This is a genomic window from Iodobacter fluviatilis, from assembly GCF_004194535.1.
Classification (GTDB): Bacteria; Pseudomonadota; Gammaproteobacteria; order Burkholderiales; family Chitinibacteraceae; genus Iodobacter; species Iodobacter fluviatilis_A.
Genome location: NZ_CP025781.1, coordinates 837715 through 851145 on the forward strand (window position 1 = coordinate 837715; position 13431 = coordinate 851145).

The window sequence follows — 13431 nt, forward strand, 5'->3', positions numbered from 1 at the left end:
CCGGAAATCCCCATGATCAAGCGTAGCTTCGAAAGAATAGCCACCACCTGGCTGGCTGGCCTGTTAGCTCTGTTACCCTTTTTACTCACCTTAGCCCTACTGGCATGGCTGGTTAAAATACTAAACAATTTTATTGGCCCGCAAAGTATGGTCGGGCAATTATTTGCCCTTATTGGCCAGCCCGTGATTAATCACCCCATACTGGGTTATTTAATTGGCTGGATCATACTGATTGGTGCCATTTACCCACTAGGGATTATTGTTCAGTCAAAGTTGAAGCGGCACTTGGCCTATCTACTTGATAAAACAGTAAGGCGAATTCCAGTAATTGGCACCTTATACAATACTGCAGACCGTTTTGTTGGCTTACTTGATCAAAAAGAAGACGCTGATATCGGCAGCATGAGCCCAGTATGGTGTTTATTTGGCGGCGATGGTGTTGCAGTGCTAGCGCTAATGCCTAATCCTGAGCCTATTGAAATAGAAGGCCGTCTCTACCAAGCGGTACTGGTTCCCACCGCACCGGTTCCTATCGGCGGCGGGCTACTTTATATTCCTAGCGAATGGATTCGCCCAGCCAATATTGGGGTAGATAAACTCACGAGTATTTATATGTCTATGGGCATTACACCCCCGCCATCGCTCAAAAAAGCCTCGCAATCTGCAGCGCAAATTTACCCTGATCCCCGCTAACTGCGTAAAAAATAGCCTTGCCCTCCTAGCTTTAGAGGCAAGGCTGATGTGCGCGCACGCGGATAAGCTCTTTCCTACCACCTTTCCTTGATCTGACACAAATCCTGCGGCATTCAGAATGGTTAAGCTTCTATTTTAACCCACAGGTAGATCCGCCATGACTACGACCGCATTCTTTATCCCCTCAGTAAACCTCATGGGTGCAGGTTGCCTTCAAGACGCAGCGAGCACCATTCAATCTTACGGCTTTAAAAAAGCGCTGATTGTGACTGATGCCGTACTCAATAAAATAGGTATGGTCGCCAAAGTGAGCGAGCTGCTCGGCGCACATGGCGTGGTTTCCGTGGTGTTTGACGGTGCTCAGCCCAACCCAACCGTGGGTAATGTTGAAGCTGGGTTAAAATTACTCAAAGAAAACAACTGCGACTTTGTGATCTCGCTAGGGGGCGGCTCACCGCACGATTGCGCCAAAGGCATTGCACTTTGCGCCAGCAACGGCGGCAACATTAGCGATTACGAAGGCCTAGACCAATCTAAAAAACCACAGCTGCCCTTAGTTTCCATCAACACCACCGCTGGCACCGCAAGTGAGATGACACGGTTCTGTATCATTACTGATGAAACACGTCATGTGAAAATGGCGATTGTAGACAAACATGTCACACCGATTCTTTCGGTAAATGACCCAGAGCTGATGCTAGATAAGCCTAAAGGCCTAACCGCTGCCACCGGCATGGACGCGCTCACCCACGCCATGGAAGCTTATGTATCCACCATTGCGAATCCCATTACCGATGCTTGCGCACTTAAAGCAGTCACACTGATTAGCGAAAATCTGCGCCACGCCGTAAGCGACGGCCAGAATCTGCACGCTCGCGAGCAAATGGCCTATGCGCAATTCTTAGCGGGTATGGCGTTTAATAATGCATCGCTTGGCTACGTACACGCCATGGCGCATCAACTAGGTGGTTTTTACGATCTGCCTCACGGCGTATGCAATGCGATATTGCTTCCACACGTGCAGAAATTTAACTCACGCATTGCCGCCAAACGTCTCGGCGAAGTGGCTCACGCCATGGGCTGCGATGTGCGCTTCTTAAGCGATGAAGCCGCCGCCGAAGCCTGCCTCGCCGCCATCCGCCAGCTAGCCGCTGACGTAGGCATTCCCGTTGGCCTGACCGAGCTAGGCGTAAAAGAAGCCGACTTCCCCACCCTCACCGCCAACGCCTTGAAAGATGCCTGCGGTTTTACCAACCCTATCCAAGCCACAGCAGAAGAAATTACTGCGATTTATAAGGCTGCGATGTAAGAGTTTAATGCAATTTGACCGTGTGTATTTGAAAGCAAACAAGAGTACGTCATCTCGTAAGCTTTATTGCATTCGGCCAAGTTACGCGTTAATTAAACAAAAATGCCGCAAACTTTTGTTTGCGCCGTTTTTTTAATGAATGAGCGTTGCCCCTAGCAGCCTGCCGGACTTAAGCGATCGTAGCGAGGGAAAGACCGGTTTGAGACCGATTTCGCGGGTTTTTGAGGCGAATAGCTGGCTATTCAACGAGAAAATGCGTGAAATATGGCCAAACTCGGCTTTTCCGTAGTAGATCAGTCTTAAGTCCGACAGGCTGCTAGGCTTGCTTGAAGTGCCCCTGTACCCTAGGTGCCATTGCCCCCCTCTACAGCGTCATGCCTGCGGTGATTACACCTTTAAAAATCAAACCATTGCCTTCGCCACGAATGCCACACTCATCCCCAGATCGCTTATAATCGCGCGTTTTACGCGATGGCCTTACCATGACTACTCCTGCCCTTATTGAATCACTCGACTTTGAAGGCCACGGGATTGCACGCGTAGATGGAAAGACGATTTTTATTGACGGTGGCCTGCCACGAGAAAGCGTCAGCTATAAAAGCTATCGTATTAAGCCGCGTTTTGAAAATGCCGAAGCCACGCAAATCCATACCAGCAGCCACCTGCGGGTTAATCCGCCCTGTCCGCATTTTGGCAGTTGCGGGGGGTGCAGCATGCAGCATATGGAATTCTCTGGCCAAGTGGCGGCTAAGCAACGGGTACTGGAAGACAATTTAAAACGCATTGGCAATATCAAACCAGAAATGCTGCTACCTGCGATTTACGGGCCAGAATGGGGTTATCGCCAACGGGCGCGTTTATCGGTGTCGGTAAGGGGCAATGAGGTACGCTTAGGCTTTTTTGAAAAACGCTCTAAGATCATCGCCGATCTAAAAGAATGCCATGTGTTACCGCCGCATATCTCCAAGCAAATTTTGCCGCTGCGCCAGCTGATTAAACGCCTTTCTATCAAAGAAAACCTACTGCATATCGAGCTGGCGGTGGGTGAGCATGTCGATATTCTGGTGCTGCGCACCCCCATCAAGCCCAATAAAGCTGATCAGGCGTTGCTTAAAACATATGCAGATGAATGGAAAGTGCAATTCTGGCTGCAGGCAAAATCAAGCGAAGCGGCCACCGTGTTCTATCCAAACAATGCGCCGCAGCTCAGCTATAGTATTCCTGAATTTGGCATTGTGATGCGTTATAAACCCACCGAATTTACCCAGGTAAACCACCTCATCAACCGCACGCTGGTGGCGCGGGCGATGGGCTTACTTGATCCGCAGCCTAATGAAGTGATTGCTGACTTTTTCTGTGGCGTGGGTAACTTTACGCTGCCAATAGCCAGAAGCGGTGCTAAAACGCTGGGTATGGAAGGCTTGCAGCAGCTGGTAGACCGCGCCAATGAAAGCGCTGCGGATAATCAGCTGGCTAGCAATACCCAGTTTAAAGTCGCTAATTTATTTGAGATGACTGAAAGCTGGCTAAAAAAGCTCGGCCACTTCGACAAAATGCTGATCGACCCGCCACGGGACGGCGCACATGAATTATGCAAATCCATCAGCGCCCAAAACGGCCCACAACGCATTGTTTATGTATCGTGCAACCCCGCCACACTAGCGCGTGATGCAGATGTACTGGTGCATGAGAAAGGCTATGTGCTCAAAGCAGCAGGTATCGTCAATATGTTCCCACACACGGCACACGTTGAGAGCATTGCTTGGTTTGAGAAGGCCGAGTAGCACCCGCTATACTAATCGGCAGTGCATTCAGTCATGCGATCATGCTTAAGTGGCCATTTCAATTACAGAAATGGCTAACTGCTTACCTTCACCTCAAACAAATCAACAACAAGGGAGAGAACTAAGATTGCCAGTATTGTTTGTCAACTTAAATTAAGTTAACGTAACTTTATTTTGCCGAGCTGACAGCTATGACCATCATCCTTTCAGGGCTTTACCGCTACCCAATTAAATCTAGCCAAGGCCAGCGGCTGCAGCAAAGTCAGGTACAAAGCAGCGGCCTGCCTTTTGATCGCACATGGATGATTGCCACCCCCAATGGCAGGCTTATTACTGGCCGAGAATTCCCCAAGTTAGTTTTATTGTCGGCCGAGCCAAGCACTGAAGGCCTTAGCCTAAGCGCGCCTGGCATGCCCACACTATTTGTTGCTACTGGCTTGTTTAGCCAAATTCACCCCGCCAGCGTATGGGAAAGCGACTTTACCGCCCATCACGGTGCCAGCGATGCAGACGCTTGGTGTTCGGCCTATTTAGGTGAGCAGGTGATCTTACTTTGGACAGGGCTGGAGCTCAACCGCCAAGGCAGCAAGGGCGAGCCGATTACCTTTGTGGATGGGCACCCGTTATTGCTGACAGGGGAAAGCTCGCTTGCAGATCTCAACCATCGTCTTGATCAAAAGCTATCTATGCAACGCTTCAGACCCAATCTGATTATGCAAGGCGCTGATGCTTTTGCTGAGGATAGCTGGAAAAAAATCCGTATCGGCGAAGTCATTTTTAGCTTTATTAAGCCCTGCACGCGCTGCGTATTTATCACGATAGACCCAGAAACGGGCGAAAAATCTCCCAATCAAGAGCCATTACGCACCCTAGCAAAATACCGAAAAACTGCAGATGGTGTGATCTTTGGACAAAATATTGCGGTAGAAAAAGGCGGTGTAATTAACGAGGGCATGATCGTAGAAATTTTGGAATAATTGATAGGGCGCTGCCAGCAACACCCTATCTAAATATCAAGGCTCAGCGCGCTGCGCCTTGAGCAAGATCACTGCTCAGCAGACCGCACTCGTGCAATCACCTGATTACCCGTGCCTTTATATTCCACTGATTGAAACGATAGCATCCGTGCCATCGAAATACCTCGACCATGCGGGTCAAACGCACGCTCTGGCGACATCTCCAAAAATGGCTGCCATTCAAAGCCATTGCCTTCATCGGTGATGGTAAAAACAATTTCGCCGACCTCCCGATAAAACGCAACCTTCACCTTGCGATGTTCATACTCTGGCAGCGTTAAGCGCGCTTCTATCTCATCTTGCCAACGACCATGCTGTAAGAGACGCGTTTTTTCAGCGTAGCTAATAGCTAAATTACCGTGTTCTACCGCATTCACTAAGAGTTCAGACAAGCCCAATGCCACCCGCTGCGGCTCTGGGCAAGCATTGGAGAGCAGCAAGGTCAGGTGGCGAGCTTCATCCAAGGTCTGAAAATGGAACTCGCCCTTCATCAGTAAATGGTAAGAGCTGGCTTGTGCGGCTAATTGCGCATCCAGCTGGCTTTTTTCACGATGAAAATTAACCGCTGCAGCCACAATTGCCAGCAACATATCACGCTGAAATGGCTTAATTAAATAGTAATAAGCACCCGCCGCCAGCCCTTCACGCACGTTTTCTGCAGCGCCTACAGCCGTTTGCATAATCACCGGCAGATGTTCAAATTCTGGTTGCTGTCGTAATCGGGCAAGTAGAGCCATACCATCCATACGTGGCATCATGCGATCAAGCAGCACGGTGTCAAATGAGTGATCTTCTGACAAAATCCCCCAAGCCACTTCACCATCCTCGGCCACCACCACATCGTAGCCAGCATCCGTAAGGTGCTCAGAAAGTATTTCTAAATTAAAGGGTTCATCATCAACAATAAGTACCCTAGCCCGCTCTTGCATGTCATCTCCTCTCCACTTTTATCACTTCAACCCCCGCCCTGTAAGCAGCAAGGTAAATTGTTCGCGGATGTAGCGTTCATACTTAATATATAGATTATTCTATTCTATTTCCTGATTATGTCTCTTGCTCCGGAACCCTTGATTTAGTGACCTGCGCGGCATTGCTAACTTCAGACGATTCAATTGGTTTTGACATGGAGCGCCCTTATTCCGCACGCATCTTACTCAAGCCGGATCATGCGCGTGCGAAAGCTCGGCTGAGCAAGAGACATAATCAGGTTCTATTTAATTTAATTATTTTAATACTTTATGGCATATTATTTTAATAAGGCATATAAGTCAGCAAACTGCTGCGATAACTTATGATTTGGATCAAGAATAAGCAAAGGTATAGCGCGTTCATGTGATTCCCTTACTTTAACTGAAGCCCCTAGAAACACATCTAGCACTGGCAAACCCTGCTGTTTTAGTTCTGCGACCATTCGTGCTGGCAAGCTGGCACGAGCTTGAAACTGATTCACAATAATGCCTTCAATCACTAAATCAGCATTATGATCATTGCGAATCTCTGCCACTCTATCAATCAACCCCAATAAGGCATGCCGTGAGAATTCATCACAATCAAATGGAATCAAACAACCTTCTGCCGCAATCAACGCAGATAAAGTAAAGAAATTTAAAGCTGGAGGCGTGTCCAGCCAAACTTCATCAAAATCATTTACTAATTCATTTAAAGCTTCACGCAATTTATAAATTTTATGCCTTGATTCTAATTTGGATTCCAACTCAGCGATTTGTGGGTGCGAAGGCATAATCGATAGCCGCTCAAATGGGCTGCGATGCACAAACTCACGCGTGTCTTTGGCATACATACTAAAGTTAAGAACTTGATCAAAAAAATCTAACAAACTAGGCTTGGCCAAATCAAGGCCCACCCCTAGCAAATAATGGCTTGAATTAGCTTGCGGATCTAAATCAACTACCAATACCCGTTTACCTGCTTTGGCAGCAGCCGCCGCCAAATTAATAGTGATTGTTGATTTACCAACACCACCTTTTTGATTAAACACCACACGAATTTTCATCTAGACCATCTCTTATTTACTCATTATTACAATGAATACTAGCAGCTCTTATTCAACTTGTATTGCGTCGCACAATAGGTGTGGTGATTATGTAAAAAGGGTAGCGATGTAAGACAACAAAAGTAAATCAGTTAAACAACATTTTTAAAAAAACTAATCCATCACTAAAAGCTGCCACTTGCCATCAAACAATCCTTCAATCGGTTTATAGCATGTTTTGTAAGCCATTTTTCGGCATTGGTCAATCCAATATCCGAGATAAACATAGGGGAGCTGCATTTCTTTTGCTAGATCAACTTGCCAAAGAATATTGAATACCCCCAAGCTTGCCCCAGGGAGATCTGGATTATAAAAAGTGTATACCGAGGAAATCCCATCATCTAGCTGATCAATCAAACTGACCATCTGTACTTGATCATCAAGGCTAAACTCTGCCAAGAAACTACTCACATTACTTTTTAATATAAAATTTTGATATTGTTCTCGATTATCTTGATCCATCCCACCACCAGAATGCCTTGCCATTTGATAGCGCTGATACAATAAATAATGTGATTCTAGGTATTCCAAACCCAGTAATCTAACTTGTAATCCAGCATGTAATTTTTGCACGCGGCGTTGGGTACGATTAGGTTTAAATTGCTGCACGGGTAGCCGCACCGGCACACAGGCGCGGCATTGATCACACCAAGGCCGATAAACAAATAGCCCACTACGCCGAAAGCCATGCTGCACTAAATTGCTATACGCTTGGCTATCAATAAGCTCCGCTGGCACCGCCACTTGCGAGCGCGCCACTTGTCCATCCAAATAGCTGCACTCATACGTCGCTGTGGCGTAAAACTGTAAAGAAATCGTGCGAGTGCGCAGCGAATCATTCATGTTTTTACTCCGTGGAGATAAGACCAAGGACCAACTTGATGTGGCTCTGTAATAAGTACGTTTAAGCGCTCAATAAACTCATCGCGCAAAATCTCACGCGCACCAAAGCGAGCCAAGTGATCGGTACGCATCTGACAATCAATTAACTTAAACCCTTGCAGCTCTAGATAGCGCACTAAATGCACAAAGGCAATTTTAGAGGCATCCGCTTTTCTGGCAAACATAGATTCACCGTAGAACATTTTTCCGATGGCGATGCCATATAAACCTCCAGCAAGCTCACCATCAATCCAACATTCTGCTGAATGTGCCCAACCAGCAAGGTGCAAAGCCCCGTAACTGGCACAAATATCTTCACTAATCCAAGTTGCAGGCTCGCCATCACGCGGAGCAGCACAGCCTTGCATCACCTGGGCAAATGCCGTATCAAAACGTACTTCATACGGGCGATTCCTAAGCACTTTCTCTAGCGACTTAGGAATATGCAGCTCGGCGGGGAAAAGCACCATCCGTGGATTAGGACTCCACCAAAGAATAGGCTCATCAGGCATAAACCAAGGGAAAATACCTGACATATACGCCGCCAACACCCGCTGAGGCGACAAATCCCCCCCGCCGCCAACAAACCATTTGGCTCTTGCAAGGCAAGAGAAAGCGGAGGGAACTGCAAACTGCTACCAAGCCAAGGAATCACTTAAATTACGCCACCTTGCATGTTGCACAAATACCATACAAATACATTTCATGATCCTGAATATCAAAGCCATGTTCCTTGGCAATGGCATCTTGGCGCTTTTCAATTTCAGCATCATAAAATTCTTCAACCTGCCCACACTTCACACAAACCAAGTGATCGTGATGGCCACCCGCGCTCAGCTCAAAGACTGATTTACCGGTTTCAAAATGATGACGCACCAAAATACCAGCCTGCTCAAACTGCGTGAGCACGCGGTAAACAGTAGCCAAGCCAATATCCAAGTTGTCAGCGATCAACAGCCGGTAGACATCTTCCGCTGTCATATGACGCTGATCACCTGTCTCAAACAAGTTTAAAATTTTCAACCGTGGCCCAGTCGCCTTCAAACCCATTTCTTTTAATTCGTTTGCTTTACTCATGCGATTCTCTCCCGGTTTTAGGCTACATGCCCCAGATCAGGTTATGATATAGCGTTTAAGTTGGTCACTCCAACCCGCTCTGGAAAATATCGCCCATGATGAAGGCAAAAGTACTTATTTTATTGCTCCCTATCGCGCTAGCTACCTCGGCGTGCAGTGTTGCTAATTTCCTTACACCTTATAAACTCGACATCCCACAAGGTAATGAAATTACCGCTGATCAAGTCGCCAAGCTCAAAACAGGGATGACGCACTCACAAGTGCGCTTTCTCTTAGGCACACCGCTGCTAACGGACCCCTTTCATGCCAACCGCTGGGACTACTTATATAGCGATGCCCGCGCGGGTGTGTTAAGAGACAAAAAAAGCTATGTGCTTATTTTTGAAGGTGATAGCTTAGTTAGCTTCTCTGGCGAAACACTACCAGCCCCTGCCAAATTTCAATCTGCCGAAACTTCTGTAGCCAGTGCTGTGACACCTGCTCCAGCCGCTAAGGAATAAACAACATGACGATTAAAATCGCCATTGCCGGTAGCAGTGGCCGCATGGGCCGCATGCTAATCGAAGCCGTTATCGCAGCAAAGGATTGCCAGCTGTTTGCCGCCTTTGATCGCGAAAACAGCCCCGCAATCGGTAGCGATGCAGCAGCTTTTTTAGGTAAAAATTGCGGTGTGAATATCAGTGCTAATCTCAATTTGCTAGCTGGTGCCGATGTTTTAATCGACTTCACTCGCCCCGAAGGCACATTGCAGCATTTATCAGCCTGCCAAAAACATGATGTGAACATGATCATTGGCACCACGGGCTTTGAAGAAACAGGCAAAGCCACAATTACCGCAGCCGCCGATAAAATTGCCATTGTGCACGCCTACAATATGAGCGCTGGGGTTAATTTACTGGTAAAGCTACTTGAAGTAGCCGCAAAAACCCTGAATACCGGCTACGACATTGAAATCCTAGAAATGCATCACCGCATGAAAGTGGACGCGCCTTCTGGCACGGCCTTAATGCTGGGCGACGCAGTAGCAGGAGCAATGGGGCAGAAGCTAGAAGACTGTGCGGTTTATGATAGGCACGGCATTACTGGCGAGCGAGATCCATCCAGTATTGGTTTTGCCACGTTACGCGGCGGAGATGTGATTGGCGACCATACGGTAATTTTTGCTGGCATGGGCGAGCGTATAGAAATTTCGCATAAAGCATCTAACCGCAATATCTACGCCCAAGGCTCTATCCGCGCTGCACGTTTTTTAAGTGGCCAGCAAACCGGACTGTTTGATATGCAGGATGTATTGGGTCTAAGTTAATCAGGAGCAGACTATGCGCTGGCAAGACTTACGACGTAGCGATAATGTGGATGACCGCCGTGATGACGACGGCGGTGGCAGGCTGCCCATTGGCCAGCTAGCAGCCTGTCGGACTTAAGCGATCGTAGCGAGGGAAAGACCGGTTTGAGACAGATTTCGCGGGTTTTTGAGGCGAATAGCTGGCTATTCAACGAGAAAATGCGTGAAGTATGGCCCAATACGGCTTTTCCGTAGTAGATCAGTCTTAAGTCCGACAGGCTGCTAGGTATTGGTGGCGTGGTAATTGTCGGCGTCATTAGCCTGCTACTGGGGCAAACGCAGCCGTGAATGAAACGTCAACAGACCCTAGGGCTTCTTGCCAATCACAACGCGCCCACACATCGAAACCAATCCACTCAAGCTAAAGTGACCACTTGCGATGATCCAGCCAGCCAGTTTGCGCGCGCCATCTTGGCCTCTACCGAAGATGTGTGGAGTAAAGCCTACCCAGAAGCCTTTGGCAACGCCTATAAAAAGCCCACACTCGTATTATTTAGAGACCAGGTTAATCCGCCTGCGGTAGCGCCTCTTCTGCGATGGGGCCATTTTATTGCTCGGCAGATCAGCAAATTTATATCAACCTGAGCTTTTATGATGAGCTAGCCAAACGCTATGGCGCACCAGGTGATTTTGCTAATTCCTATGTGCTAGCGCATGAAATTGGTCATCATGTGCAAAATCTCTCTGGCATTTCAGGTAAGGTGCGCCGAAAACAACAACAGGTGTCTGAAAAACAAGCGAATGCACTATCTGTAAAACTAGAGCTTCAGGCCGATTGCTTTGCTGGTGTTTGGGGCTATTACGCAGCGCAAAATAAACGACTAGAACCTGGCGATGTAGAAGAAGGCTTAGCCGCCGCCAACGCCATTGGTGACGACACCTTGCAGCGTGGAGCAGGCCAAGCGGTTACACACCAGATGCCTTTACACACGGCAGCTCAGAGCAGCGTATGCATTGGTTTAAACAGGGATTAGCAAACGGCAAGGTGAATAGCTGTAATACATTCACTAGTAAGTAAACAGCATTTTACAAATAGCAGAAACGACAACGGGGTGCAAATGCACCCCGTCGCTTATTGCGGTAGAACAGATGAAATACATACTGAAGGTTAATGTTAATAAAAACAACGTTCACTTCAAAAGCAGCTACAGGAAAAACACGTACAAAAAATACTACGGTACGGCCACATCTACAGCTACAACTCAGTACTTACATCTAATACACGCAAAGAGCAGATACTACGACATCTGATGGCCTTCTCGTGTTGGCAGAACTTTTTCACCAATCACTGCACTACAGATGCCCAGCATAACGACACATTAGCCGCGTCGCAACGGGGGCAAACCTCACCTCCGAAAACAGCACTTCTTGGAAACTATTCATTCGATCTCCTTTTGCTGTTGCTGGAGATTTAGTTATACACCTAGCAATTTAATCCTGCAACATATCCGGACGACCAAGCCCACTGAAAGTTGTACCCACCCAGCCAGCCGGTCACATCGACCACTTCACCAATAAAAAATAAACCAGCAACATGGCGTGCTTCCATGGTTTTAGAAGACAAAGCCTGCGTATCCACCCCGCCACGTGTCACCTCGGCTTTTTTATACCCCACCGATCCCGAAGGAATAATCGACCAGTGGTGAAAGCTTTCTTCTATTGCAGCCAATTCTTTAACTGAATATTGTTTAAGCGGTTTAATCTCGCCCCACTGCGTCAGCCAAGCTTGCACCAAGCGCTTAGGCAGTAGCTCCGCTAAAATAGTAGTGATCAGTGCATCCCGATTAGCACCTGCCCATAGCGCAGCAAAATCCACATCAGGCAATAAATCAATTTCTAAGCTATCGCCCGCTCGCCAATAGCTAGAGATTTGCAAAATAGCGGGGCCAGATAGGCCCTTGTGTGTTAGCAAGATGGCTTCTCTAAATTGCATATCACCACAGCTCACCACAGCGTCTTCAACCGCCACCCCTGCCAAATCAGCCCATAAATCTTGTGGTTGAAAGGTAAGAGGAACAAGGGCGGGAGCGAGGGACAGCACGGGTATATCAAACTGCTTGGCAATATCAAAGCCTAGGCCAGTCGCACCAATCGGCGGAATAGATAAGCCCCCACAGGCCACTACCAGCGAGCGGCATTGCCAAGTTTCGCGGCTGGTTACCACTGCAAAGCCATTGGCCGTTTTTTCAATCGATACGATGCCGGTGTCCATGCGCCACATCACATCGCCTTGGTCCACTTCGGCTTTTAGCATGTCAATGATCGCTTGCGAGCCTTGGTCGCAAAACAATTGCCCCAAGGTTTTTTCGTGATAGCCAAGGCCATGCGCCTCAACCATTTTAATAAAATCAAACTGACTATATTGCTTAAGCGCAGATTTTACAAAATGCGGGTTGGCCGATTGATAGCAGCTAGCAAAAGTATTTAAATTAGTAAAATTACAACGCCCGCCGCCAGAAATACGAATCTTCTCTGCAAGTTTTACCGCGTGGTCGATCAATACCACGCTACGACCACGTTGGCCTGCAGTGGCCGCGCACATCATGCCCGCCGCGCCGGCCCCAATTACAATTACATCCACCACATTTTGCATTACTCTACCTTTGCCACCATCGGCCTAAGGCCAAAAACGGCGTATTGTAACTCACGAGGTGAATCCATGAATCCTGATCATGTTCTTAATTTTTGGTTTGGCCAGCCGCTTGAAATTCGCAGCGAATGGTTTCGTAAAGATGCTAACTTTGATGCACAAATCAAAGCACAGTTTTTAAGCGCAATCGAGGCCGCCGCCAATGGCGAGCAAGCCGCTTGGCTCAACACCCCAAGTCACAGCTTGGCCTACATTATTTTACTAGACCAGTTCCCACGTAATATTTTCCGCAATGATGCACAAAGCTTTGCATATGATCATCTCGCCTTAGCAGCAGCTAAGGCCGCAGTCTGTAAAGGCTTTGATCAGAAGCTCACCCCACTTGAGCAACTCTTTATTTATCTGCCCTTTGAGCATTCAGAAAGCCTAAGCGATCAAGAACAAGCCGTTGAGCTTATGATGGGCTGGCAAGTGGATGAAAAACTGCAAGGCTTTTACGATTACGCTGTAAAACATCATGCGGTAATTCAGCGCTTTGGCCGCTTTCCACACCGCAATCAACTATTAGGCCGCAACTCAACGGCAGAAGAACTAGATTACTTATCACAACCTGGCGCGGGTTTTTAATTACTGATGTTACGCAGGCCTTTAGGTGGAATGCGCTCTGCAGCTGATTGAGAAA

At 47.7% G+C, this 13431-nt stretch carries 14 protein-coding genes and 1 pseudogene; 9 read left to right on the forward strand and 6 right to left on the reverse strand.

The window, feature by feature from the left end; genetic code table 11:
* The first annotated feature begins 12 nt into the window (after positions 1-12).
* The 4 genes from C1H71_RS03590 (at position 13) to C1H71_RS03605 (ending at position 4763) form a co-directional block, all read left to right on the forward strand.
* Positions 13-693, forward strand: coding sequence for a DUF502 domain-containing protein (locus C1H71_RS03590; protein WP_130105346.1), 681 nt, complete (start codon positions 13-15; stop codon positions 691-693).
* 157 nt (positions 694-850) lie between these two features.
* Positions 851-2002, forward strand: coding sequence for an L-threonine dehydrogenase (gene yiaY, locus C1H71_RS03595; RefSeq protein ID WP_130105347.1), 1152 nt, complete (start codon positions 851-853; stop codon positions 2000-2002).
* Positions 2003-2484: 482 nt separating this feature from the next.
* Entirely contained in the window at positions 2485-3786 is a 1302-nt protein-coding gene (gene rlmD / locus C1H71_RS03600) for a 23S rRNA (uracil(1939)-C(5))-methyltransferase RlmD (RefSeq protein WP_130105348.1), read from the forward strand.
* Positions 3787-3977: 191 nt separating this feature from the next.
* A complete protein-coding gene (locus C1H71_RS03605; protein ID WP_130105349.1) occupies positions 3978-4763 on the forward strand; it encodes an MOSC domain-containing protein in 786 nt (261 codons plus the stop codon).
* A 68-nt stretch (positions 4764-4831) separates the two neighbouring features.
* Here the strand turns inward: C1H71_RS03605 and C1H71_RS03610 are convergent, their stop codons facing one another.
* The 5 genes from C1H71_RS03610 to fur all read right to left on the reverse strand — a co-directional run bounded on the left by C1H71_RS03610 (position 4832) and on the right by fur (position 8814).
* Positions 4832-5731, reverse strand: coding sequence for a response regulator (locus C1H71_RS03610; RefSeq protein ID WP_130105350.1), 900 nt, complete (start codon positions 5729-5731; stop codon positions 4832-4834).
* 317 nt (positions 5732-6048) lie between these two features.
* Positions 6049-6816 carry a ParA family protein gene (locus C1H71_RS03615; RefSeq protein ID WP_130105351.1) on the reverse strand — a complete coding sequence of 256 codons (768 nt, stop codon included), beginning with the start codon at positions 6814-6816 and terminating at the stop codon, positions 6049-6051.
* Positions 6817-6969: 153 nt separating this feature from the next.
* Positions 6970-7698 (reverse strand): arginyltransferase, encoded by a 729-nt coding sequence (locus C1H71_RS03620; RefSeq protein WP_130105352.1) that lies wholly within the window; start codon positions 7696-7698, stop codon positions 6970-6972.
* On the reverse strand, positions 7695-8273 hold the full coding sequence (gene aat, locus C1H71_RS03625) for a leucyl/phenylalanyl-tRNA--protein transferase (protein WP_262488385.1): 579 nt from the start codon (positions 8271-8273) through the stop codon (positions 7695-7697). The genes C1H71_RS03620 and aat overlap by 4 nt, the downstream gene beginning before the upstream one ends.
* Positions 8274-8397: 124 nt before the next feature.
* A complete protein-coding gene (fur, locus tag C1H71_RS03630; RefSeq protein WP_130105353.1) occupies positions 8398-8814 on the reverse strand; it encodes a ferric iron uptake transcriptional regulator in 417 nt (138 codons plus the stop codon).
* A gap of 95 nt (positions 8815-8909) precedes the next feature.
* Here fur and C1H71_RS03635 point away from each other — a divergent pair, with 95 nt between their 5' ends.
* The 4 genes and pseudogenes from C1H71_RS03635 (at position 8910) to C1H71_RS21890 (ending at position 11177) form a co-directional block, all read left to right on the forward strand.
* Positions 8910-9314 (forward strand): outer membrane protein assembly factor BamE, encoded by a 405-nt coding sequence (locus tag C1H71_RS03635; RefSeq protein WP_262488386.1) that lies wholly within the window; start codon positions 8910-8912, stop codon positions 9312-9314.
* 5 nt (positions 9315-9319) lie between these two features.
* The gene (gene dapB, locus C1H71_RS03640) at positions 9320-10120 is read left to right on the forward strand and encodes a 4-hydroxy-tetrahydrodipicolinate reductase (protein ID WP_130105354.1); all 801 of its coding nucleotides are present in this window, start codon (positions 9320-9322) and stop codon (positions 10118-10120) included.
* A 327-nt stretch (positions 10121-10447) separates the two neighbouring features.
* A pseudogene (ypfJ, locus tag C1H71_RS21260) lies at positions 10448-11133 on the forward strand (KPN_02809 family neutral zinc metallopeptidase).
* Positions 11109-11177, forward strand: coding sequence for a hypothetical protein (locus C1H71_RS21890; protein ID WP_374704449.1), 69 nt, complete (start codon positions 11109-11111; stop codon positions 11175-11177). Before ypfJ ends, C1H71_RS21890 begins: the two are co-directional and overlap by 25 nt.
* Before the next feature lie 405 nt (positions 11178-11582).
* On the opposite strand, the gene C1H71_RS03655 is transcribed toward C1H71_RS21890, so the two are convergent.
* Positions 11583-12752 carry a BaiN/RdsA family NAD(P)/FAD-dependent oxidoreductase gene (locus C1H71_RS03655; RefSeq protein WP_130105356.1) on the reverse strand — a complete coding sequence of 390 codons (1170 nt, stop codon included), beginning with the start codon at positions 12750-12752 and terminating at the stop codon, positions 11583-11585.
* A gap of 66 nt (positions 12753-12818) precedes the next feature.
* Here C1H71_RS03655 and C1H71_RS03660 point away from each other — a divergent pair, with 66 nt between their 5' ends.
* Positions 12819-13376 carry a DUF924 family protein gene (locus tag C1H71_RS03660; protein ID WP_130105357.1) on the forward strand — a complete coding sequence of 186 codons (558 nt, stop codon included), beginning with the start codon at positions 12819-12821 and terminating at the stop codon, positions 13374-13376.
* Positions 13377-13431 lie beyond the last annotated feature (55 nt).